The following is a 21,943-nucleotide window of genomic DNA, read 5'->3' as shown; positions in this document are numbered from 1 at the left end:
GTCTGTGGCCGGTGCCCCGGTTATGGTGGCGGTGGGACAGAAATGCCGAGCCACGGGGGGCAGTTGTGTCATCGGACTACATGGACTCCGATCCCGCGGTCCTCAAGAGCGAGGGCTACACGATGTTCAGCGTCGGCGTGGACTTCGCCAAGGCCGTGAAGGAGCTCCAGACGGGGCTGACCGCGCTGGAGAAGGGCGACACCCCGCCCTGGGGCGACGACGACATCGGCGAGAAGTTCGGCGTCGTCTACGAGGGCCTGCGCGACGGCATGTACGAGTCGATGGGCAGCCTCGCGGAACGCGTCGCCGGGATGGGCGTCGCCTTCACCAAGATGGGCCTGGCCCACGAGAAGAACGAGGCCGAGCAGGACGCCATCTGGCGCGACACGATGGCCGACTACGACGGCCAGGTGAAGGTGCCGTCGGGGGTGGCGCAGGGACAGCTGCACACCCGGCCGTCGAACTGACCACCGACCTCCCGCCGTTCGCGGCGGACCACCCGCCCGGGGGACGAGTGCGCGACCGCCCTGTGGGGGACCTCTGGCGTCAGTAGGGTGAGAGCCGTACGTCGTTCGCACGTCAGGAAGAGGCCCAGCGGCATGACCGAGGCACGCACCAACGAGGCCGGGACCGCGGCCGAGGACACCAAGGCGCGCAAGGAGCGGGAGCGGGACGAGTTGTACGCCCTCGACATCTCCGGCGTCGAGTGGCACTGCGCGCCCGGCACCGAGCAGGACGAGGAGCGCGTGGAGATCGCCCACCTGCCGAACGGCGCGGTCGCCATGCGGTCCTCCCTGGACCCCGGCACCGTGCTGCGCTACACCGAGGCGGAGTGGGAGGCGTTCGTCCTGGGCGCGCGCGACGGCGAGTTCGACCTGGAGCCGGCGCCGGGGGGCGGCGAGACGGGCGCGTAGCGGCGCGGTTCGGCTGCGGGGGGCGGGGCGGGGGCCTGTGTCCCCGGGGTGCGGCGGAGCGGGCGCGTAGCGGGCTGGCTCGGCTACGGGGGCGGCGGTGCCCTCGGGGGCGCGGTCGTGCCGTTCGCATCGCCCACCGTCGTGTTCGGCGCCTGCCGGGCGCCCTAAGATCGGGGCCATATCGATTGCGTCCGCGACGGCGGAGGACGGGGACCCATGACCGGCTCGACCGAGGACTACGCACCGCACCCCCACATAGGCGGCCGTACGGCGGCGTTGCGCGCGCTCGCCGCGTGGCGGGCGGCGGCGCCAGGCGCTCCGCGCGTGGTAGTGCTCACCGGGGATGCGGGCAGCGGGCGTTCGCGACTGCTCACCGGGTTCCTCATGCTGTGCGAGCCGGAGTACCGCAAGCAGCTGCCGCTGGACGCGATGGACCCGTCGACGGTGCCGCCGGAGCTTCCCGCGCCCGCAGTGCCGAGCGCCGAGGGGCTGACCGCGGCCCAGGTCCTGTGGCTGATCGCCGACCACTTCGAGCTGAGGGCCACCGGCGTCGAGGGTGTCTACGCCGAACTGGCCGCGCTGGCGCAGCCGGTGACCGTCGTCGTCCCGGACGTGGACCGGGCGGGTCCGGTACGGGCCGCCGACGAACCGGCCCGGCTCGTGAGGGAGGTGCTGGCCCCGCTGGCCGCCACCGAGACCGTACGGCTGATGGCCGAGGTGCCCCGCCCGCTCGCCGCCGAGCTGGTGGACGGGCTGCCGCCGGGCACCGCGCAGATCATCGACCTCGACGCACCGGAGTGGGCCGACCCGGACCTCCTGGTGCGGTACGCACAGGCCGCGCTGAACCCGGAGTTCGGCGCACCGGAGCTGCCGTTCACCGTGGATCCGGCCGCCCGTCTCGCGCTGGGGGCGGCGATCGGGCGGCGGGCCGGCAGTCCCCTGGTCGTCCAACTCACCGTCAACTGCGTCCTCATGGCGCCGGAGGGCTTCGACCCGGCCGACGAACGGTTCCTGCCGACGTCGGTCGGCGCGGCCCTCGACCTGCACGCCAGGCGGCTCGGCACCGACTCGCAGACGCTGCGGCTGCTGCTGGCGCCGCTCGCGCTGGCCGAGGCGGACGGGATACCCGTCCAGCTCTGGTCACGGCTGGCGAGCGCCGTCGCCGGGCACGACATGAGCCCGGCCATCGCGGGCGGCATGCTGCTGGCCGGGCCGTTCGTGCAGCCGGAGGAGGTGCCGGCCGAATCGGAGGAGGGTGCGGAGAGCGACGGAGCGGACGGGGGGCGCACGCTGCTGCGGCTGCTGCATCCGGCGCTCGCCGAGGAGATCCGGGCCGGGCTGCCGAGCGTCGCCGCCGCCCAGACGCAGATCGCGATGTCCCTGCTGGAGGCCGTGCCGGAGCAGGACTGGGGCAAGGCCGACCCGTACGTCCGCGACCACATCGCCGGCCATACGCTGCAGGCGGGGCTGTTGCCCCAACTCCTGACCGACCCGGGCTTGTTCGTGCACGCCGATCCGGTGCCGCTGCGGGCCGCCGTCGAGGCCGTACCCCTAGAGCAGTTGGGCGCGCCGGCCCGGACGTATCTGCGGACGGCTCCCCTGCTGACCCGCACGCAGGCGCCCGCCGAGCTGCGGGCCGCCTTCCTGGAGACGGCGTTCGTCGAGGACGGGCTGCCCGAGTACGCCGAGGCCATTCGCGAGCGGCTCGGTCTGGAACTGCCCTGGCAGACGCTGTGGAGCCTGCCGGTGGCCGGTGTCAGCGCGGTGACGGTGGGCCGTCTGCCCGGCGCGAAGGGGGCTGCCGCCACGCCGGTCGCCGTCCTGGTCGTGCCGCCGGGCACACCGGGGGCGCGGCCCGTCGGCGCCGGCACGGATGGCGAGGAGCCCGGGGCCTCCGTACTCGTCCATGGCCTGGTCCGGCCCGGTCTCCTGGACGACGTCGACCTCGACCGGATCGTGCGCCCGTCCGAGGAGGAACGGGCCGCCGCGCCGCTCGGTCTGAGCCGTGGCGGGGACTATCTGCGGGTCTGGAACCGGGCGGACCAGGAGGTGGTGGCCGCGCTGATCTCGGACACGCCCTTCACGGCCGCCGACCTGTCCCCCGACGGCATCCTGCTCGTGGCAACGGAGCGGGGGGCGAAGGCCCTCAGGATCCGGGCGGCCGGCGCGGAGATAGCCTCGTAGGCACGACGTACGACCGACGAGCCTGGCCCAGCCCGTCCTTCCTCTCCCCCAGCACCGAACAGACCGATCGAAGGAGCCTCCCCGTGACCAGCCAGGAGCAGGCGCTCGCCGTCGCCGACCGTTGGCTCAACCCGGAAGGGTCGACGGAGCCGCGCCGCGAGGTCCGGATGCAGGAGTTCGACCTGGGCTGGGTCGTATGGGCGGCACCCGCGGCGCCCGAGCGCGACCCGGAGACCGGGGAGCGGCGGCCGCCCGCCGAGATCGGTGACGCGTGCGGCGTCGTGGACCGCCGTACCGGCGAACTGACGGTCTGGCCGTCGGTGCCGGTCGAGGAGGTCGTGCGGATGTACCGGGAGAAGCACGGGGGTGCGGGCGCCGCCGGTGCCTCCCGTGGTGGTGAGCGCCCGGTGACCGGCCCCGGGAACACGGCCGTCTTCACGTACATCGACCCCGCGAACGGTGAGGAGACCACCCTCTTCCGCACCTCCGCCCCGGGGCAGCCCCCCGCCGAGTACCAGGCGTGGTCCGAGCTGCGGCGCATGCAGGTGCCCGTCGAGAACGTGGTCGCCGTCCACACCGACCTGCGCCCCAGCCTGCTGCCCGGCGGCTACACCGCCGAGCTCCTCAACACCTTCCGCAACGCCCAGCTGTCCTGCTCCCAGACATACGGTGCCCGTGCCGAGACGCGGGCCGAGGGCATCGCGGCGCTGGTCGAGCAGGTCGAGACGACGCACCGGATCGCCGGCCAGCAGCCGCCGCCCCGCCCGCACCGCGTGCCGGTGCCGACGCAGGTGACGCCCGCCGCGCCGATGTCCGACGAGGAGCTCGGCCGTCATCTCGTCGAGGTGTTCGGCGGGGAGGGCGTACGCCGTTACGCCGCCGACGAGGTCGCGGGCACCGCTCTCCCGGAGACCGCCGCGTCGTCGCTGACCTCGGCGGGGTTGCCCGCCGACCTCCCGCTCTTCTTCACGGCCGACCGGCCCGACGCGCCCCCGGCCGGGGGTTTGTTCACGGACGTCTCGACCAACCTGCGCGAGCGGCGCAGCCCGGCCGGCGAGGAGAAGATCGCCGCCCTGTCCTACCTGGTCCGCATCGGCTTCGACGGGGTCGCGGTCATCGCGGTGCAGTGCCTGCCCGGCAGTGGCCAGCCGGACGGCCTGGGCGCGCTCTGGGCGGTGGACCCGGTCACGGCGGCGGCCCGCTACGTCAACGTCTCGACAGCCGCGTTCGCCCGTTCTCTGGCCCTCCTCGCGACGGCACGGCAGCGGATGCGGGGCCTGGACCCGGTGGCGGCGGGCGCCGAAGTGGCCGCGCTGCAGGAACAGTTGGTGGCGGTGGACGCGTCGGCGCTGACGGACCCGGACGCGTGGTGGTCGCTGGTGGTCGAGCAGATGTGGCACGGGCTGTTCTGACGGTCGGGCGGTCGGTTGTCGGTTGATGGTGGATGGTGGGGGGCGCGTGTCCGACTCGGCTCCGGCCGCTGAACGTCTCGCTCCGGACCAGGTGGTCGCGCGGGTGCGTAACCGGTGGGGTGATGGTGCGCCGAAGAAGAGGCACCGTGGGAACGGCCTGGACCGAGGGCCTGGCCCCCCGGCGGAGACCGGCCCGTTCTTCCAGATCGGCCTCTGGCCGGGCGCCGAACTCGTCATCGACGGCCCCACCGGCCACATCCTGCGCATGCCCCGCAGCACCAACGAAAGCGGACTCGACGACTACCTCGTCGCCACCGACCTCGACCGCTTCCTCGCCATGGTCACCTGGTGGATCACCGGCCACCGCATCCTCAACACCATCGAGAACCAGGACGAAGAACACCTCTTCCGCCAGCACCTCGAAGACGCCGTCTGGATCATCGACAAGGCCGGCTCCCAAGCCCAGATCTGGACCTACCCTCTACAACGACTGATCAGGAGGTTCGGTGCGGTCGTCCACGACTACACCACTGGATACGACTCCTGGACCTTGGCCACGGGACTGCGTCAGTTCCGCATTCTTGTGCGCCCGTACCACGCACTCTTGACCGGCTCGCTCCACACCCCCGCCGAACACATAGCCGCCCGTCGCGGTCTGCGGCAATGGGCGGATGACATCGACCCGGCGACGGAGGACGCGGATCAATGGGAGCAGGTCTTCGAGGGAGATCTGGACTTCTGGGGCACCGAATAGGGTGTCGGTACGGCGACACGGCTGGGTTCACGGCTGGCACCCACCCCGTCGCGGCCGGGGGCACTTCGAAAGGACGTCATGGCTTCGGAGCCCACAGGATCCTCATGGTCCGCCAACCAATGTGTGTCCAGGATTCAGTCATGGTGGCAGGAGCGTGGCCCTGAGCGATCGGTCGAGGTCTTCGGGGCTGCCGGTTCCGGCAAGACCGGGGTCCTCGTGCGTCTACGCGATGCACTGCCCGACCCCGTGTATCTGGACGCCACCGGGCTCACCGCCGAGGAGATCCTGTGGAAGATCCTCGACGCGTTCGGTGTGCCCGATCTATGGCCCCGGAGGGTAGATTGGGTGTGGCAGCTCAAGCAGGCGGGAGTGAGCGGAAGGCCCCTTCTTGTTGCCAACTCCCATCGGGCCGGACGTACGCGCCGATCGATGCAGCCCAGCCGTATCCTCAAGCAGGTCCTGAACCCGCTCGTGAGGAATGCCGGGGCCAGGGTGATCGTCGAATCGGGTCCGGAGGCGGACCATGCTCCGCAGAACTGGCTGAACCTCCAGCTCCACGTGTCGCCAAGCGCACCGCCTGGCCTCGTTGCCGTGCGCAGCCGGCCTGCTCTGCGCGCGCTCGCCTTCGCGGAATTGCGGTGGACACCCTTGCCGGTGTGGTCGGCGTTGGTGCAGGCCGTCACCGGTGAGCCTATCGATGAGGACGCCCTGGACGCCCTCGCCCAAGATCTGCCCGACCTGGTCGAACCCGTCGAGGGCCAGGTCCGCTTCGTGGACGAGCGAATCGTCGATGCGATCCGGGCGGAGACAGCGGCCTCGGACCTGCGCCTGATCCATACAGGGCTGATGACGCGACTGCTGTCCCTTGCCGAGCAGTTGGCGTCCTCCCAGGGCTGGGCAGCAACCGGGCCGGTAGGGCACTACCTGGCGCACGCCCTTCCCGCCCACGCCCTTCAAGCTGAACGGCTTGATGAAGTAAGCGGCGACGGGCGCCTGGTCGCGCATATCGCCCCTACGGCGCTCCTCGACGCGACGAATCAGCGGGCCACGGCGATTCCCAACGAGACCCTCGCCGGTGATGCGGCCGCACTGTGGGTGGCGGGGGTCGGTTCCGTCAGTCAGCCCGAATGGGCGGCGTGGCTTCACCTCATGGCCACGGTGCGCGGCGATGCGCAAGCTGCACAGGCGCTGGAGCATTCAGGGATCGCTATGCCGTGGCGCACCCGTTGGGCGCATTGGCGGCCTCCGTACGGATGGCGGGCGAGATACCTGCGTGGCGGCTCGGTGACGGAGATCGGCGAAGTCGAGGCCGGTGGACGTATCGCCGTAGCGGTCAAGGGCCGATGGGACCGGCGGGTACGACTGTGGGACGCCGAGTCGGGTGACCTCATCGCCGGGCCGTGGAGCGACGGCACTCCAGCGCCAGGGCAGTCGGAGCCGCTCTGGCCGCGAGGCCAAGACAATGGCCTCACACAGGGCTGGACGGAGTTGAACGCATTCGGCAGCAGTCTGGCCGCCCCCCAGTTCACCGAGGTCTTGCCCGTGGGCGACGGTGTCGTTCTGGCCGGGATCGGTGGCGTCGTGATGGTGGCGCCCGGTGAACCGGACGCATTCAAGCAACCGGAGCCAACCTATGGATCCGCACTGCTCGGCCATTTCGGGCTGGTCGACAACAACGCACAGGACTTTTGGGAGGAACCCGATCGTACGGTTCTCGAAGAGCTCTTCGAGCCTCAGGCGGTACAGCGACTCGAGGCGACGGAGCTGCCGCCAGGACTTCGGGACGAAGACGCCCGGCACATTCTCCGCGAAGTGGGACTGCCCGCCTTCACCGGCGCCGAGATGAGTCTCGTGGCCGTGGCCGAGGATGGTCTCACCGCACTCACGGCGGAAGATGTATGGGGGGAGGATGACGGCAGCGGCGCGTACTACCTCCTAGGAACATGGCTGGACGGCCGCATCGTCATCCATGGCGACAGCGGCACCGTCCACCGCCTCCCGGCAGAGGGCGAGGAGGACGACTCGGACCCCCAGGCAGCCGCGACCTTGGGACAGTTCGTGACCATGCTGCAGAACTACGTGCTGGGGCGCTGCCTGCTGCCGATGGCGTCGAGTCGCACGGAACGCGAAGATCTCCGCGACGAGATCGAGGACTCGCTGACCGCAATCGACGAGGACGGCGGAGCCTCCCAAGCCTGGACGTATGCCCTCTATGGCAACGACTGAAGCAATCCCCGCCCCCTCACCCGTGACTCCTGAGCAAGCCCTGGCCGAGCTCCTGGAGTGGCCGGAAGACGGGAGCCAGAGCGTGGCCGAGGTGACCGGCCCTCCTGGGTCCGGGCGAACGGAGACGCTGCTGCGGCTGAGCGAAGCCCGCAACGAGGCAGTGGTCGTGGATGCGACCGGGCTGACGTGTGAGGACGTCATCGAACGGGTCATGAGCGCTGCAGGATGCGCCGCTCTCCCGGAGAAACGGGCGGACTGGGGATTCGAGCTCGAAGACTCCCCGCTCGGAGACGGACTGGTCATCATCGTCAACGCCCACCGGGCGGGCCGTACTCGGCGCTCCGGCGAGCCCGAGCGCATGGTGCACCGCTTCAGCGTCGAACTGGCCGTAGCGGGCCGTCTCAAGGTCGTCGTCGAACGGGACCTGCCGGATGTCCGCCGGGCGCACGATCACCTGGTCGTGGCACTGCGACCGCACCCTGCCGGCGAGTCCCCGGGGCTGGTGCCGACCGGCGCGGACACCGAAGCGTTGCGTGCCCTCGCACTGGCCGAGGTCCGTCGTGCTCCGATGCCCGTCTGGGCCGCCCTGGCACAAGCTCTGGAGCCCCATGTGGGCGGGCCTCTGAATGTCGCCGCGGCGCTGGAAGCTTCCGAGGACCTCATAGAGGTGGACGGCGACGTCTGGGTCCGTTTCCGCGACGAGCGCCACGCCGAGGCGCTGCGTCGGACCACCACTGCGGAGGTCGTACGAGCGGTGAATGTGGACCTGGTCGCATGGTTGCGCGACCAGCCTGCGAACGGGTCGACCGGCCAGTACCTGACGCAGGGACTGGCGATGCACGCCGTGCAGGCAGGCGAATTCGACACCGTTCAGCGTTCCGGCAGGCTCGTCGCCCGGATCGATCAGGTCGCCCTGATCGACGCGGCTCACGCCGACGATTCGTATGCCGTCAGCGGGGCGTCTCCGGCCGGTGATGCCGTCAACCTGTGGATGTGTGGGGTCGGCTCACTCTCCCAGGGTGAATGGGCGTCGTGGCTGCACGTGATGAGTACGGTGCGGGGCGATACGGAGACCGCCGCTGAGATCGCGGGGTCCGGTGAATCGCTGCCGTGGACGGTGCGCTGGGCCCACTGGCGGCCGCCGGGTGCCCTGAGCGCCGCGTACGTGCGACCCGGGCCGCTGGGCGACCCGGTGGTCGCCCCCGAGGACTACCTCCCCGGCCGCCCCGCCGTTACCGCTCCCGGCGAGTGGGACTCCCGGCACCGAGTCTGGGACGCGGAGACCGGCGAAGAGCTGGCCGGCCCCTGGCCGGAGGCACTTCCCGCGCCAGGACAGCGCGAGCAGCTCTGGCCCATCGACGCTGAACGCAACGTCACACCCGACTGGGACGATCTGACCGTCTTCGAAACCTTGGCGCCCCCCTTCGTATCGAACCACGTGAGGGTCGGCGACCTCCTGGTCGTGACGGGGCTCGGCGGCATCTTCGCGGTCGACGTCCACGACCCGTCCGTGAGCGAGGGCATCAGCAAGGTGCACGGGGAGCCGCTTTTCGACGACTCCGGCTTCCTCCCCGCACTGCACCACCGCCCAGCACGGCCCCGAGGCTCCTACGACCCCGACCTCTTCGAACCGGGTGTCGTACGTCGTCTGCCCCACAGCCGGCTGCCGGACGGCGTGACGGACACCGACGCACGCCGCGTCCTCACGGACGTCGGACTACCCGCCTTTCAAGGTGCCGCACTCCGGATCGAGGCTCTGGACGAGGTGGGCCTTCCCCTGCTCTCCCCCGGTGACCTCCAGGACGACAGCGCATCTGGTCCGTGCTTCGGGATCGGCATGTGGGGCGGTGGCGACCTGGCGTTGCACGGCGAAACCGGACAGGTCGTCGTGTTCGGTGCGGGCGACTGGAGCAGCACAGAGGACGACTTCGATGACTACTTCGACGACGAACCCGACGAACCCGATGACGACGGGGAGCAGAGCACCAGCGCTGTGGTGATCGCCGGAAGCCTGACCACGTTCATCGACCGGCTTCAGCACTACCTCGTGGCCGCTGCATGCTGGCTTCGGCGGGCAGCCGTATCGAGCGCAGCGCGATCAGAGACGACCTGGAGTCCACGCTGGCCGACGCCGACTACATGGGCACCGCCTTCTGGATGAGTGCACTACGATCGACCGCCTGACTGATGTCCGTGCTGGCCGGGCCATGACCTTGGTTGTTCGGTGCGCGGCGGCGACGGGCGGGAACGGCCACACGAAACCGTCAGTACAGCGAGAAGCCCCCACTGTGCCGGCCCCCGCCCGGCTTCTTGCCGTCCGGTTCCACGGGCCTGCCCTGGGTGTCCTTCTGAGCGGCGTCAGTGTCACCCTGCAGTGGCTCGCCGTGCCGCAGACGGTCGCGCTCCTCCTCGGGCAGTGACTCCCACTGGCCGCGCAGCGACGCCAGCCCCCCGCTTCCGAAGGCCCGGGCGAACGCAGGGTCGTCCAGGGCGTCGCGCAGGGCCAGCCGGCCGGACAGCATCCGCTTGGCGGCCTCCTGGAGGTCCTTGCTCACGTTGTCGGTCTGCGACAGCTTGCGCAGCGCGGAGTTCAGGGACTTGATCTGCTCGGGTTCGAGTGCCTCGTCGAGCACACCGCGCTCGGGCGACGCGCCCTGCGGGTTCGATGAGTTGTCGGGCTGCCGTGCCATGTCGCATCTCCTCGCTGTTCCGGTCCGCTCGTCGGCCCCCGCAGTATCTCGTGATCTCGTGCGGGAGGTTCCGGGGGACCGCATGGCTGCCGCGGTGGCCACCCCAACCGTACGGCCGCCGCCGCAAGCAGCCGTACGGCCCTCCACAACAGCCTCACATGCGGACACAGCTGTCCCACGGCGCCGAACAGCGGCACCCACCGACCCGCCCAGGACGACAGGCCGCTCGGCGATGCGATCAGGGCAGCGCGTTGCCCAGCGTCGCGCCGACCGCGCCCACGATGGTCGCCATGAGGGCCCAGCGGGTGCGTCCGCGCCGGGCCAGTTCCACACCGGGGGTGGCGGAGGCGAGGCCTATCGCGTAGGCCACGGTCCAGGCTCCGGCCTCCGTACCGCCGTTCAGCCGTCCGACGATCGCGAAAAGGCATGCCACCGCGACCAGCGCTCCTATGGCCATGAGGCCGCCCCGAGCGCTCCGTGCCTGCTGCGAGCGCTCGCTCGGCGTGCTCGGCTCCGATGGCCTCTGAGGATGCGCCCGCGGTTCCTCCACGTCGTCCCGCACCAGACTGTCCGCGCCGCGTTCCGCCAGCATTTGTTCCCCATCACGCGTCGTCATGTGCAGGCAGCGTAGCGCCCGCCGGGCCGTGCGCGAAGGGCGGGCGAGTCCCGTGAGCGGGAGCGCAGACGGCCGTCGAGTGGCGCTTAACGGCCGACGTCAGCCTGGCTGTTCAGGCGCGGTCTTGCTGAGGGGCGGTGAGGGGGGCCGGTGGACCGCCGATCGCCCCAAGAGCAGGCGGCCTTCAGGGAAGGGTGTGTTGCGTTCGGCATGGAATCGCGGCGACTCCGGCCGAGTGGTCCCGCCAACGGCTCCGTCCTGAAACGGACTTGTGACAGCACCACCCTGAGTCGGTTCGACGGTGATTCCGTAAACTTTGCGGACGGCTGTACTCCTGTGTGATTTCCCTGGACGGGTGAGGGAGTTGTACGGCCGTTCGGTCTGACGGGGGTGCTTTCTGCTGTGTCGATGATGCTGCCGGACGAACTCGAGTGGGTGCTCGAGATGCTGGGCTACCGATGGCCCACAGCGGACGAGGACAAGCTCAGAGACTGTGCCGAGGTGTGGCGGCAGTTCGGCGAGAAGGTCAACGAGCTGCACGGCACGGCGAACGGCGCCGCCCGTCAGGTCACCGCACATAACGCCGGTGAGTCGATCGACAAGTTCGTCAAGACGTACGAGAAGTTCGACGGTGGTGGCGGCGGGGACGGTTACCTCCGCAACGCCGCCGAGGCCGCATTTCTCATCGCAAACGTGCTGGAGGCGTGCGCCTACCTCGTCGAGTTCGCCAAATGGGCGGTCATCGCCCAGCTGATCGCCCTGGTCATCGAGATCATCGCCGCGCACGCCGCCGCGCCCTTCACCTTCGGCCTGTCCGAGGTCGCCGGCCTCGGCGCCACCCAGATCACCCGTCTCATCGTCCGCCGCCTCCTCGACGAGCTGAAGCAGGCGCTGCTCGAGGCGATCGTGGAGACGATGAAGGAACCCGCCATCTCGGCGATCGAGGCGATCATCACCGACCTCGTCCGCCAGACGGTGAACGTCGGCTTCGGCGCTCAGGAGGGCTACGACGTCGGTGCCACCCTCAAGGCCGGTGGTACGGCGGGGCTGGACGCGCTCAAGCAGAGCCCGCAGACGTTCGCCGAGGGCGTCCGCGACAGCCTGGGCCAGAAGGCCGGCAGCCGGGCCCGCCATGCGATCGACAGCCGCATCGATGGCTACGACGGGACGTCGGGGCTGCCGGACGGCGACGTCGGCAGCGACCCCGGCTCGGACAGCAGCTCCAGGTCGTCCTCGTCCTCCGACTCCCCGTCCTCCAACTCCCCGTCATCGAACTCGGACAGTAACTCCGGCAGTTCCACCTCGGATGCGAACGGGTCGGACTCATCGACGACCACGCGTTCGGGCAACGGCACCAACCTGCCCGGCACGAACATAGGCAACGGCATATCCGCCGACACCGGCGGCAACAACATCGGCGGACCCAATGTGGGTCTGGGCCCCGACTCCGGTTCCGGGCCGGGTTCGGACTCCAGCGGTCCGTCCACGTCGGACACGCCGTTCTCGCGGCCGACACAGGCGCCGTCGGACTCGTCCCTGTCCGACTTCGACGACCCCTCGCCGGGCAGCCGCTCGCCCATCGGCTCCGACAGCCCCACCGGCTCCTCCGGCACGCCGAGCACGTCGGGCCCGTCCCACACCGGCGGTGGCTCCCCCGTATCCGGACTGTCGTCCCCGTCGCCGCAGTCCGCGCCCACGCACGCGTCGTCCAGCAGTCCCTCGTCCTCGCCGACGGGCGGCTCGATCGGCACTCAGATCGACAGCCTTGCGGCCAGCACACCCACGCAGTCCAACGCCGCGCCGACGCCGACGGCCGGCGACGCCTCCCCGACCGGCTCCGGAGGCCGTCCGGACGGTGGCTCGGGCATCCCGACGTCTCCCACGGCAGCCGCCCCGGCCGGCACGGCTCCTGCCACGGGCCACAGTTCGGGCGGGCCGTCGGGCGGCAGTGCGTCCCCCACGAGCCCGCACGCCAACTCGGGTCCGGCGAGGAATCCCTCCGCCAGCACACCCGGCACTGCGCCCACCGCCGGGACGGGACCAGCCTCCACCCCCCGCACCACCGGCCCCACGGTGCCTCGGAGCACGCCCACTGCGGACGGCCGCGTTCCCGGAACCGGGGACAGCCGTACGCCGGGCACGCCCGACAACCGAATACCGGCGCAGCGCCCCGGAGGCACTCCCACGGGAGACGCCGGCACCACACCACGAAACGCCCCGAGCACGCCACCCGGCGACCGCACCGCGCCGCGCGGCACCACCCCCGGCAACCCCACCACCCCCGGGGACGGCAACACGTCCCGGCCCCGCTCGACCACGCCGACACCGAACGACGGCACGCCGTCCCGCACCAACCCGAGTACGGCGCCGGGCGACTCGACGTCCCGGAACACCCCCGGTGCGAGGCCGAGCGACACCTCAACGCCCCGCAACAACGCCAGTACGACACCGGGCGACAACTCGGCTTCCCGTAACAACCCCGGTACGACGGCGAACGACCGCGGCGACCGTACGCCGCCCCGCACGACCACCCCCGGCAACCCGAGCACGACCCCTCGGGGCGACAGCACCCCTCCGCGCAGCACCCCGGACCAGCCCGGCAGCAGCCGTACCCCCACGCCGGGCCAGAACCCCGCCCAGTCGACGCCGCCTGCCTCGAGCAGGCCCACCACGTCGCCGTCCACGCCGACACCGGGCGGCAGCACTGGCCACTCCCCGTCGACGTCACCGGGGCCCACCACGCACAACCCGACGTCTCAGGGAACGCCCGGTACGGCGAACCAGCCGGGCACCGGCACCCCGTCCCGTCCGCCCCAGCAGCCCGCGGGCAGCACGCCGAACCAGCCCGGCGCCCAGCCGCAGCCGCACACCCAGCAGCCCCCGGCGAGCACCCCGAACCACCACCAGCAGCCGCAGGTCACGCCGGTCCCGATCCACCACGTGACCACCACGCCGAGCGGACAGCCCACCCCCTCCGCACCCCACAACAACCCGGATTCAGGCCCGACCACGCCCGACCGCCAGAGCACCCCCGACAACCCGAAGCCGAGGGACGTCCCGACCCCGGCCTCGGAGACGCGCAACACGAACCCCCCGGGTGGCGTGACCGACCCCACCCGGGCCGAACAGGACGCCCTGGAGAACTCGGTTCCCCGAGATGAGAACGGCGACCCGACGAGGCCGCCGGACCCGGCCGACGGCCCCTGGGTGCAGCGCATCAACGGCGAGAGCCCGGACGCGCCGGGCCGGAGCAACAACTGTGTCGACACGGCGCTGTCCACGGTCGACACCTACGCGGGCAACCCCACGGCTGCCGGCGCCCGTACCCCCGACCTGGACGCGGACGGCAACCCTTCGGACCGCGGCGAGAGGGGTGGCCGCGACCGCATCGAGAACACGCTCGGCGCCCGCTTCAGCGACATGGGCAACGGCCGCGAGGCCTTCAATCGCCTGGAGAACACCCTCCGCGACAGCGGCCACGGCTCCCAGGCCGTCATCATCACGCAGGACGCCAACGGCCGCGCCCACGCGTGGAACGCCGTCAACCACAACGGCCAGATCACCTACATCGACGCCCAGACGGGCCAGCAGAGCCGGAACCCGCTCCACAGCGGCGACCACGGCGTCTTCGCGATCCCCCTGGACTCGAACCGCCAGCCGGTCACACCCGACGACCGTGCCGCCGACGCTACGGATACGCAACGGCCGTCCTCCGAGGCTCCCCCGTCCACCAGCGCCGACCGCAGGGCTCCCGACGAACCCGCTGGAGCCCCGGAAGAACCAGCCGGAACGCCAGATGAAACCGAGGATTCCGAGGACGACGAGGGCGACAACACCGGTGACTCGACCGGAAAGGACCCGGAGCGACTGGGCTCCACACCGTTCGAGGGAGACCAGCCACCCGAGCACCTGCACTACGGCGTCGCTGGGGACCAGGCGCAAAGAGACTTCCGGGAGCACCGGGACATCCGGCAGATCGACCTGGACCCGGTCTACGACACCCTTCGGGATTTCGCGAACAACGACAATGCCGGCTTGCGCGACCTGCTTGAGGGGAGCCAGGACGGTAGGACCTGGCGCCGTGACGAACTCGCGGATCGCATCCCTGGCTTCGACGACCTGAGCCGAGGGCAACAGGCCGCCGCGGTGGGTGTTCTGGCACGCCTGAGCAACGATTTCCACATGAACCAGGGGGTCGGCGCCAGCCCGTACCGACGTGGCGACGACCAGTCTGCCTACCACTGGTCGGAGTCGGAAGAAGCCCAGGAAGCACGAGAGGCGCACCGGCAACGCGACGAGAAGCGGCAGACGAACTTCCCGGGCAACGACGACGAGAAATTCAAGGATTCAAGGGCCGCTGTCGCGGCCGCGAACGGTAAGCCCTTCTCCGAAGTGGGCGGCTCCAACGCGGCCTCGGCCAGCCCGGCGCAGCGCACTCGGCACCACCTTGACGAGACATACGGCGCGAGCGTTGCCGATCAGATCGTCGACGCCACCGCGGATATGAAGCCTAATTTCTCGGGACGCAACTTCGCCGTCATGGAGGTGTACGACCCGGAGACCCAGCAGACGCACTACGTGGCCGACAGTTCGTTCAGCCACGCCGGGCCGCGACCCGATCACTCTGAACCGCATTTGGGCGGGTGGATCGAGCGCCTCAATGAGGACCGCGCCGCCGAAGGCCAGCAGCCGCTCGTTCCCACGCACCTGTACACGGAGCGAGAGCCGTGTGGCCATCCTTCCGAGTCGAAGGGGCACGCAGACTGCGGAGGCTATATTCGGGCTTACCTACCGGAACAGATGGGGACGACGTACGCCACGGGCTACCGAAAGGGCGCACAGGTCGAACCGTTCAGCGATCCACGCGAGGGCATCCACAATGCGGCCCAGGCGATGGAAGCCGACTTCCAGGACCACCTGAACAAGGTCGCAGATATTCTCAAGGCTTATGCCTTGCCCACGCCCAAGAGCCCCGCATAGGGATATGACGGCAGGAAAGACCTGAGCCATGAGTACTAACCCGAACCCGGACGCGATCACACCGGAACTCGCACTGAACCGCGCGCTGCGGTGGATCGATCGACCTCGCGACACCAGCGCCTGGATGTGGATCGGCGGGCGGGCGGGCAGCGGCAGAACGGCGCTGCTGCGCGAAGTCGTCGCCCGCCACCCTGCCGCGGTGTACGTCGACTGCGCCGACAGGTCCGCGGAGGAGGTGGCCCGGGACGTGGCGGCAGCCCTTGGCGTCCCCGCCACGGACTCGTTCAAGGGCAACTTCGCCACCGTCGCCGGTCGGATCACCGACGACCCCGTGATCATCCTCGCCAACACGCAGTGGGCCGGCCGGCTGCGTACCTCGCGTGAACCGGAACGTGTGCTCGGTCAGGTGGCACGCGCGCTGATCGAGCACCACCGGCGCGGCCTGCGGATGCGCTTGCTGGTCGAGGTCGACGACGGTCCGAGCAGGGTCGCCGAGTGGCGGGGACGCCAACTGACGCTGGAAGGCGGCTTCGAGCCCGGGCCCGCCTTCCCCGCACCGGACGACGAGGCGCCCCTGTCGTCTGCCCTTCGCGCGCTGGCCTTGGCCGAGCACCGTTTCGTTCCCCTCACCGTATGGTCCGGTCTCTGTTCGGCTCTGGGCCGGGACATGCCCGAGGCCGAGCTCAACTCCCTGCTCGGCGATGCGGCGGCCACGGAGTGGATCCACCGGACCGACGACGGGACCGGCACTCCGCTGGTCTCCCTCAAGCAGGAAGCAGCCGCCCGGCACTTGCGTGCGCAGATGCCCGCCGACGAGGCCACGTCCTGCCACGCGCGCATCGTCACCACTCTGTCGGCCGCAGACGCTTCCGACGCCACGCGCTGGTACGCCGAGCGCGCCCTGGCCGGTCACGCCGCCGCAGCCGACCGATTCGAGGCATTCCTCGAGGACACCGAGGCAGTCGCCAGGGCCGGATTCGCGACGCTCTTCGAGGCGTTCGAGGCCGCCTTCCATGGGCAGCCCATCACGCAGGGCACTGCGGCGGCCCGTCTCCACTACCTGGCACGCCGTGGTGGGCAGCCTTCGTCCCAGGGTGAGTGGCTGGCCTTGTTGCATCTGACCTTGATGCAGGCCGGATCGACGGAGAGAGCGGCCGCCGATCGGCTCCTTGCGGAGGCCGGGCCCGTGGCCCTGCCGTGGCGGACGCTCTGGGCCCAAGGTGCCGGTGCCGGCGCGTTCCGTACGGACGCCCTGGTCAAGCGGCCGATCGTCCGGACTCTCCGGATCGTGCACACCCCGTCCGGTGACGTGCTCACAGCCCGCACCCGCCGCGACCACATCGGCACCTGGGATCTGGCCACGGGCGCATCACGCCCCGAGCCCGGCGAGGCCACGAGCCCGCCGGGTACGACGTCAGCGGATCAGGGGCCTCAAGGTTGGCGGCCTGCCGGAGCCGCGGACGGCGCAGTGGATCTCCCTCGCATGCCCGAGTACGTTCGTCGAGGCGTACGCCTGGGAGATCACCTTGCTCTGGCCTCCACGGACGGAGTGTTCGTGGTCGAGATCAATCAGGGCGCAGGGCGGGAGGCCGCCTCCGGTCTCCTCAAGCGGCTGGTGGGCACCGGAACGACTCTCGCTCCGGCGGATCTGCCGGCCGCGGCCCTGGCCCCCACGACCGATTGGCTGACGGACCTCTGGGACGTTACGGCGGTCAAGCGCTTCCCGCAGGAGACTCTGCCGTCCGCCCTCTCGGACGCCGGCGCGCGCCAGTTCCTCTCCTCGGTCGGCTTTCCCTGCGTCGCGGGCTTCCTCGAACTCGACACCACCGGCCTCACGCACACGGGCCTTCGCCCCGTCGCCGAGCCGACCGAGCAGGAACCCGCGTACTACTCGCTCGGCTGGTGGCAAGGTGCGCGTCTGCTCCTCGACGGTCGCGACGGGAGGGTGCTGCAAGACGGTTCGTCCGGGATCGAGGACGCGCTCGCCGGTAGCAGCCTCAGTCAGTTCGTCGCCATGGTCCGCCTCTACTACTGGTGGTTCGCCTCCGACTGGTCGATCGAGGACACGGAGTCGGACGTACGTCACTGGCTGGATCTCATCGACCCCGATGCCTATCGGACACAGGGGTGGCAGAGAGTCTTCGAGGACTACAACTTCGAAGACCGAGTCTGACGGGAGGATCGGGGGTCGATCGCAGGCGGCAAGTGCGGGCCTGGCGCGAATGACGGCATCCCCTCAGGTGCCGCAACACCAAGCAGGATCGATCACGTCAGGGACCGCATCACCACTCATAGGGGGGGACACACGAGTGCCCGAGATCAGCGCCGAGGACTGGGCTCGTATCGAAGCCTGGCGGGAGTTGCCCGCGGGCCGGCGGCGAGTGTTCTCCGTCCTCGGCCCGGCGCTCAGTGGCAAGACCGCGTATCTGGGTGCTGTGCGGGACCGCTGGCCCAGCGCCACACTCATCGACTGCCGGAGTATGAGCGCCGACGCGGTGGCCACCCGCATGCGCGAGGAGTGCCGTGCCGCTCCCGCCGGGCGCCCCTGTGTCCTCCTCCTCACCGATGTGCAGTACGCGGGTGAGACGGTGACGTCGACCGAACCGACCCGTGTGGCGGAGATTCTGGCTCCGGGGTTCCGACGGTTCCAAGGTCGTGAGGTCTGGGTCATGGCGGAGTACGACCCTGCCCTCGTGAGATTCCGCCGTACCGCCCAGTACGAAGTCACCTTGCCGGCACCGGCTTCGGCCGCGGAGACTGCCGGGGAGGAGCCGACCGCGGCCGGGTGGCTGGGCGCACTGGCCGCTGCCGAGCTTCGCCAGGTGCCGGTGCCGGTCTGGCAGTTGCTGTGCTCCGCGCACGGGGTGCCCGCGGAGGCGCGCACGCTCCTCTCCTTCGCCGAGAAGCGCCCGGACGTCCTGGTCGTGGACGAAGACCGGTCATCGGTCGCGTTCCGGTCCGAAGCGTTTCGCCATGCATGGCGACGCAAGCAACCTTGGGATTCCGCGATCCAATCCCGCGCCGTCGACGCCTTCATGTCCTCGACGACGGACGGCGACGGACCGGGGCTCTGGTCGGAGCAGGGCTCGGTGAGGCGGTACGCCGCTCAGGCGCTTCCCCTGCATGCAGCCCTGGCCGGTGTTCTGCCCCGACTCCTGAACGACGGACGGCTGTTGGCCCAGTTCTCGGTCACCACACTGCGTGAGGCCCTCGCCATCGCCCACCCCGACGGCGTGCCGTACGGAAGCGTGGCCGCGATGCTGCACTATCTGGAGGTCCAGGGCGTCTCCCCCTCTTCACAGGGTGAGTGGGTGGCCTGGCTCCACCACGCCGCGCTCAGCTCGGGCCGCACCGAGCTGGCCGATGGGCTACTGGCCGCGGGCATTCCGTTGCCGTGGCAGACCACGTGGACCCACTGGCGCACCGCGGGCATCTTCGGCCGCATCCAGGGCGACGTCGGCCGCGTCGATGAACTCGGCTTCGTAGTCGCGGAGTCGGGCCTGAACATCGTCACAGCACGAGACGCGACCACCGGCAAGATCGCTTACCCGAAATACCGGTACCTTCGCCAGGAGTGGAGCCCGACGACCGGGGACCCTGTCGCGGCTCCGGTCGAGGTGCACGCCTCTCTGTCCGACGCCCCTCTCCCCTGGAGCAGCCCGCGACGCTCCGAAAGTCATGAGGCAGCGGACGTCATTTTCGCCGAGCACACGGACAACGGCTGGAAGCTGGAGAGGCACGCCGTCCCCGAGCCGCCCGCCTGCCCCCAGGCCGTGACCAAGGGCCTCTACGTCGACGGGCACTGGGTGCTCGCCGGCACCGCGGGCCTGTTCGCCGTATCCGTCGAGACCACGGCAAGCACCGCCCAGGACACATACGCCAAGCGACCCATGATCGCCGCACACACCCGCCCCGCTCCCTGCCCGCTGCCCCCGTCCGCGGCCGCCGCCCTACGCGGTGAAGGTTTGCGGGACTGGCTCGAAGAGACTTTCGGCGCAGGGACCTGCCACCAGCTCGCGGATGGACAGCTCCCCCACGGCCTCACGGATCCCGCCACACGGGACTTCCTCACCCGGACGGGTCTGCCGGAGATCAGGGACTTCCTGCACCTGGACATCACCCCGCGCGGGGACAGCCCCCTGATCGAAGTGGCCTGGCCCGGCCAGGACCGGCACCTGCCCCGGCAACGCCGCGCCAAGAGCGAAGCACCCAGCAGCGGCCCGTTCTACGAGCTCGGCATGTGGATGTACTCCAGGCTCCTGCTCGACGGCAGCACCGGCCGGCTCTACCGGGACACCACGGGCGGCTCCCCCGACCCGATCGCCGGCAGCAGCCTCACCCAATTCTTCGCCATGGCCCGGCTGTACGACGAGTTCCGAAGAACCCACTTCCCCTACGTCACCGACCACAAAGACGCACAGGACAACCTCGCCAGGTGGTGCGAGCAGATCGACCGCCCCGCCTCCCAAGCCGAGACCTGGACGCTCATCCTCGAGGGCCACGACTTCGAGGACAGCACATGGGACCTGGCCTCCTACGGACTGGAATGGGTCTGAGCCGCACGACTGATGGTGCCACGAACTTCGGCGCGTGAATTCAGCACATTCCGCGCCGAAAACGAAGCTCGCCGAACCGACCGAGCTGCCTGGGCTTCAGCCCTCGATGTGCGCCAGGTAGAGCATCAACGGCGTCGAAACGAGGGCGAGCCCGAGCGCCCCGAGCGCCATCCCCGTACGAATCTCCCGCTTGCCTCGGACGCCCAAATACGCTGCGACCAGGGGGATTACGCCTGTCAGCAAGTAGCTGAATCGCCAGCCCACATCGTTGGCAAGGAAGACCATGAGACCCCAGCAGGCCGGGACGGACACGACACTCATATAGCAGGATCGGGTGAGGAAACGCTCCAGGTCGTCCACCCCGCCGAAGAAACTCATCGAATCTGTCCTCGTCGTCTGCTAGACGGCCTGGTGGTCGTAACTGCTCGTGTTCACTTCAGGAAAACCCTCCGCCGCTGAGAACCCGTTGACGGCTGCCGAGGCGGCCAGGGCAATCCCGCTCAGCGCCATCGCGAACCTGTCGAACGTCTTGGCGGCCTCTGCCCACATCTCCATGATTCGCACAGCCTGGGCAGCAGCCAACGCAAACATGCCCGCAGAGGCCACCTGTCCCCCGACCGGAATCGCGTTCACCGCCCACGCCGCGGCCAGGTTGACCATCCATACGACGAGCATGTCACAGAGTGTGACGAGGATCGCTTTGAGGGCTTCAGCGAGCTGGAAGGCCAGTTGTGCGGCTTGCGCGTAGCAGGTCCGCAGAGATTCGAAGGTCTCCTTGATTTGATCCAGCTTCTTGCTGAATTCATCGAAGTAGACCGTGGCGGCGTCCGCCGCATTGCCGTCCCAGCTGAGTCCCACGTTCTGGGTGCCCTTGCGCACGTTGGCAGCAACCGCATCGCAGAAAGAAGCGAGGTTGTTCCATACATCAGCGCAGTCGTTGTACTTGTTCCAGTCCCCGAACACCCAGTTCGTGCACACGGCGAAGGGATCGAAGTCGAAAAGCAGTTTGGACGCCTCGACCGCCATGGCCGCCGGACTGCCCAGGTCGAGTGCGCTGCCAAGCGTCTTCTGAACGGGACTCATCTGGTATTCGTCCGCATGGCCCGACAAGTATTTGACGAGCGGGTTGTTGCTGTCCCCGTCCGGCGGCTTCAGCATGTCCGCTGCGTCGCTGGCGTCCGAAAAGTCGTGCGGGCTTCCGCCGGATGCGCCGGCCGACACCTTGGAACCCGGATAAGTGGCATCGAGCTTGGCGGCCTCATCCCGGTCCGTGGCCCGATAGTAGGTGGCCGACTTCGCCAGTTCCTTCATGGAGGAGTCCAGCACGCCACGAACTTTGGCCAGCGCCTTCTCGGCCTCGCTCACATATCGGTCGTGATCTCCGGTGACAAGATCGTAGAGGTCCCCTCCGCCCTTCTCGATCTGGGTATGTGTCCGCACGTAGGCCACGGCCTTCTCACCGCCCTCGGCGGCTCGCCCGATCAGCTTCGAAAAGCCGTCGATCGCGTCGGGATCCACATTGAAGTCCACAGTTCCCCCATCACCCGCCTCAGCGGGCACGTCGGTCGTCCTGTCTCGGAGAGCCGGCCCAAAGCCACACGGCCTCCCGGA

14 protein-coding genes are annotated in these 21,943 nt (G+C 69.9%); 10 read left to right on the top strand and 4 right to left on the bottom strand.

What is annotated here, in order from left to right; genetic code table 11:
* Positions 1-80 precede the first annotated feature (80 nt).
* The 7 genes from ABZ899_RS19035 to ABZ899_RS19005 all read left to right on the top strand — a co-directional run bounded on the left by ABZ899_RS19035 (position 81) and on the right by ABZ899_RS19005 (position 9,651).
* Positions 81-467 carry a hypothetical protein gene (locus tag ABZ899_RS19035; RefSeq protein WP_361347218.1) on the top strand — a complete coding sequence of 129 codons (387 nt, stop codon included), beginning with the start codon at positions 81-83 and terminating at the stop codon, positions 465-467.
* Positions 468-599: 132 nt separating this feature from the next.
* Positions 600-914, top strand: a complete 315-nt coding sequence (locus tag ABZ899_RS19030) for a DUF397 domain-containing protein (RefSeq protein WP_361347215.1) — start codon at positions 600-602, stop codon at positions 912-914.
* 216 nt (positions 915-1,130) lie between these two features.
* Positions 1,131-3,098: an ATP-binding protein gene (locus ABZ899_RS19025; RefSeq protein ID WP_361347212.1), complete on the top strand. Its 1,968-nt coding sequence runs from the start codon at positions 1,131-1,133 to the stop codon at positions 3,096-3,098.
* A gap of 83 nt (positions 3,099-3,181) precedes the next feature.
* Entirely contained in the window at positions 3,182-4,510 is a 1,329-nt protein-coding gene (locus tag ABZ899_RS19020; RefSeq protein WP_361347210.1) for an SUKH-4 family immunity protein, read from the top strand.
* A 46-nt stretch (positions 4,511-4,556) separates the two neighbouring features.
* Positions 4,557-5,264, top strand: coding sequence for an SUKH-4 family immunity protein (locus ABZ899_RS19015; protein WP_361347207.1), 708 nt, complete (start codon positions 4,557-4,559; stop codon positions 5,262-5,264).
* Positions 5,265-5,510: 246 nt separating this feature from the next.
* A complete protein-coding gene (locus ABZ899_RS19010) occupies positions 5,511-7,490 on the top strand; it encodes an SUKH-4 family immunity protein (RefSeq protein ID WP_361347205.1) in 1,980 nt (659 codons plus the stop codon).
* 82 nt (positions 7,491-7,572) lie between these two features.
* Positions 7,573-9,651, top strand: a complete 2,079-nt coding sequence (locus ABZ899_RS19005; RefSeq protein ID WP_361347202.1) for an SUKH-4 family immunity protein — start codon at positions 7,573-7,575, stop codon at positions 9,649-9,651.
* Between the two features lie 103 nt (positions 9,652-9,754).
* On the opposite strand, the gene ABZ899_RS19000 is transcribed toward ABZ899_RS19005, so the two are convergent.
* Together ABZ899_RS19000 and ABZ899_RS18995 are read right to left on the bottom strand one after the other, a co-directional pair.
* Positions 9,755-10,180: a hypothetical protein gene (locus ABZ899_RS19000; protein ID WP_361347199.1), complete on the bottom strand. Its 426-nt coding sequence runs from the start codon at positions 10,178-10,180 to the stop codon at positions 9,755-9,757.
* Between the two features lie 238 nt (positions 10,181-10,418).
* The gene (locus ABZ899_RS18995) at positions 10,419-10,796 is read right to left on the bottom strand and encodes a hypothetical protein (protein ID WP_361347196.1); all 378 of its coding nucleotides are present in this window, start codon (positions 10,794-10,796) and stop codon (positions 10,419-10,421) included.
* A 408-nt stretch (positions 10,797-11,204) separates the two neighbouring features.
* Between ABZ899_RS18995 and ABZ899_RS18990 the strand changes: the two genes are divergently transcribed.
* The 3 genes from ABZ899_RS18990 to ABZ899_RS18980 all read left to right on the top strand — a co-directional run bounded on the left by ABZ899_RS18990 (position 11,205) and on the right by ABZ899_RS18980 (position 20,332).
* Positions 11,205-15,776: a toxin glutamine deamidase domain-containing protein gene (locus ABZ899_RS18990; protein ID WP_361347193.1), complete on the top strand. Its 4,572-nt coding sequence runs from the start codon at positions 11,205-11,207 to the stop codon at positions 15,774-15,776.
* A 124-nt stretch (positions 15,777-15,900) separates the two neighbouring features.
* Positions 15,901-17,949, top strand: coding sequence for an SUKH-4 family immunity protein (locus tag ABZ899_RS18985; RefSeq protein ID WP_361347190.1), 2,049 nt, complete (start codon positions 15,901-15,903; stop codon positions 17,947-17,949).
* 136 nt (positions 17,950-18,085) lie between these two features.
* Positions 18,086-20,332, top strand: coding sequence for an SUKH-4 family immunity protein (locus tag ABZ899_RS18980; protein WP_361347187.1), 2,247 nt, complete (start codon positions 18,086-18,088; stop codon positions 20,330-20,332).
* A gap of 96 nt (positions 20,333-20,428) precedes the next feature.
* On the opposite strand, the gene ABZ899_RS18975 is transcribed toward ABZ899_RS18980, so the two are convergent.
* On the bottom strand, positions 20,429-20,710 hold the full coding sequence (locus ABZ899_RS18975; protein WP_361347184.1) for a hypothetical protein: 282 nt from the start codon (positions 20,708-20,710) through the stop codon (positions 20,429-20,431).
* A gap of 21 nt (positions 20,711-20,731) precedes the next feature.
* Positions 20,732-21,862 carry a hypothetical protein gene (locus ABZ899_RS18970; RefSeq protein WP_361347181.1) on the bottom strand — a complete coding sequence of 377 codons (1,131 nt, stop codon included), beginning with the start codon at positions 21,860-21,862 and terminating at the stop codon, positions 20,732-20,734.
* Between the last annotated feature and the right edge of the window lie 81 nt (positions 21,863-21,943).

Origin of the sequence: Streptomyces sp. NPDC046859, from assembly GCF_040645135.1 — a bacterium.
Lineage (GTDB): Bacteria > Actinomycetota > Actinomycetes > Streptomycetales > Streptomycetaceae > Streptomyces.
This window is presented reverse-complemented; position numbering and strand designations above follow the sequence as displayed.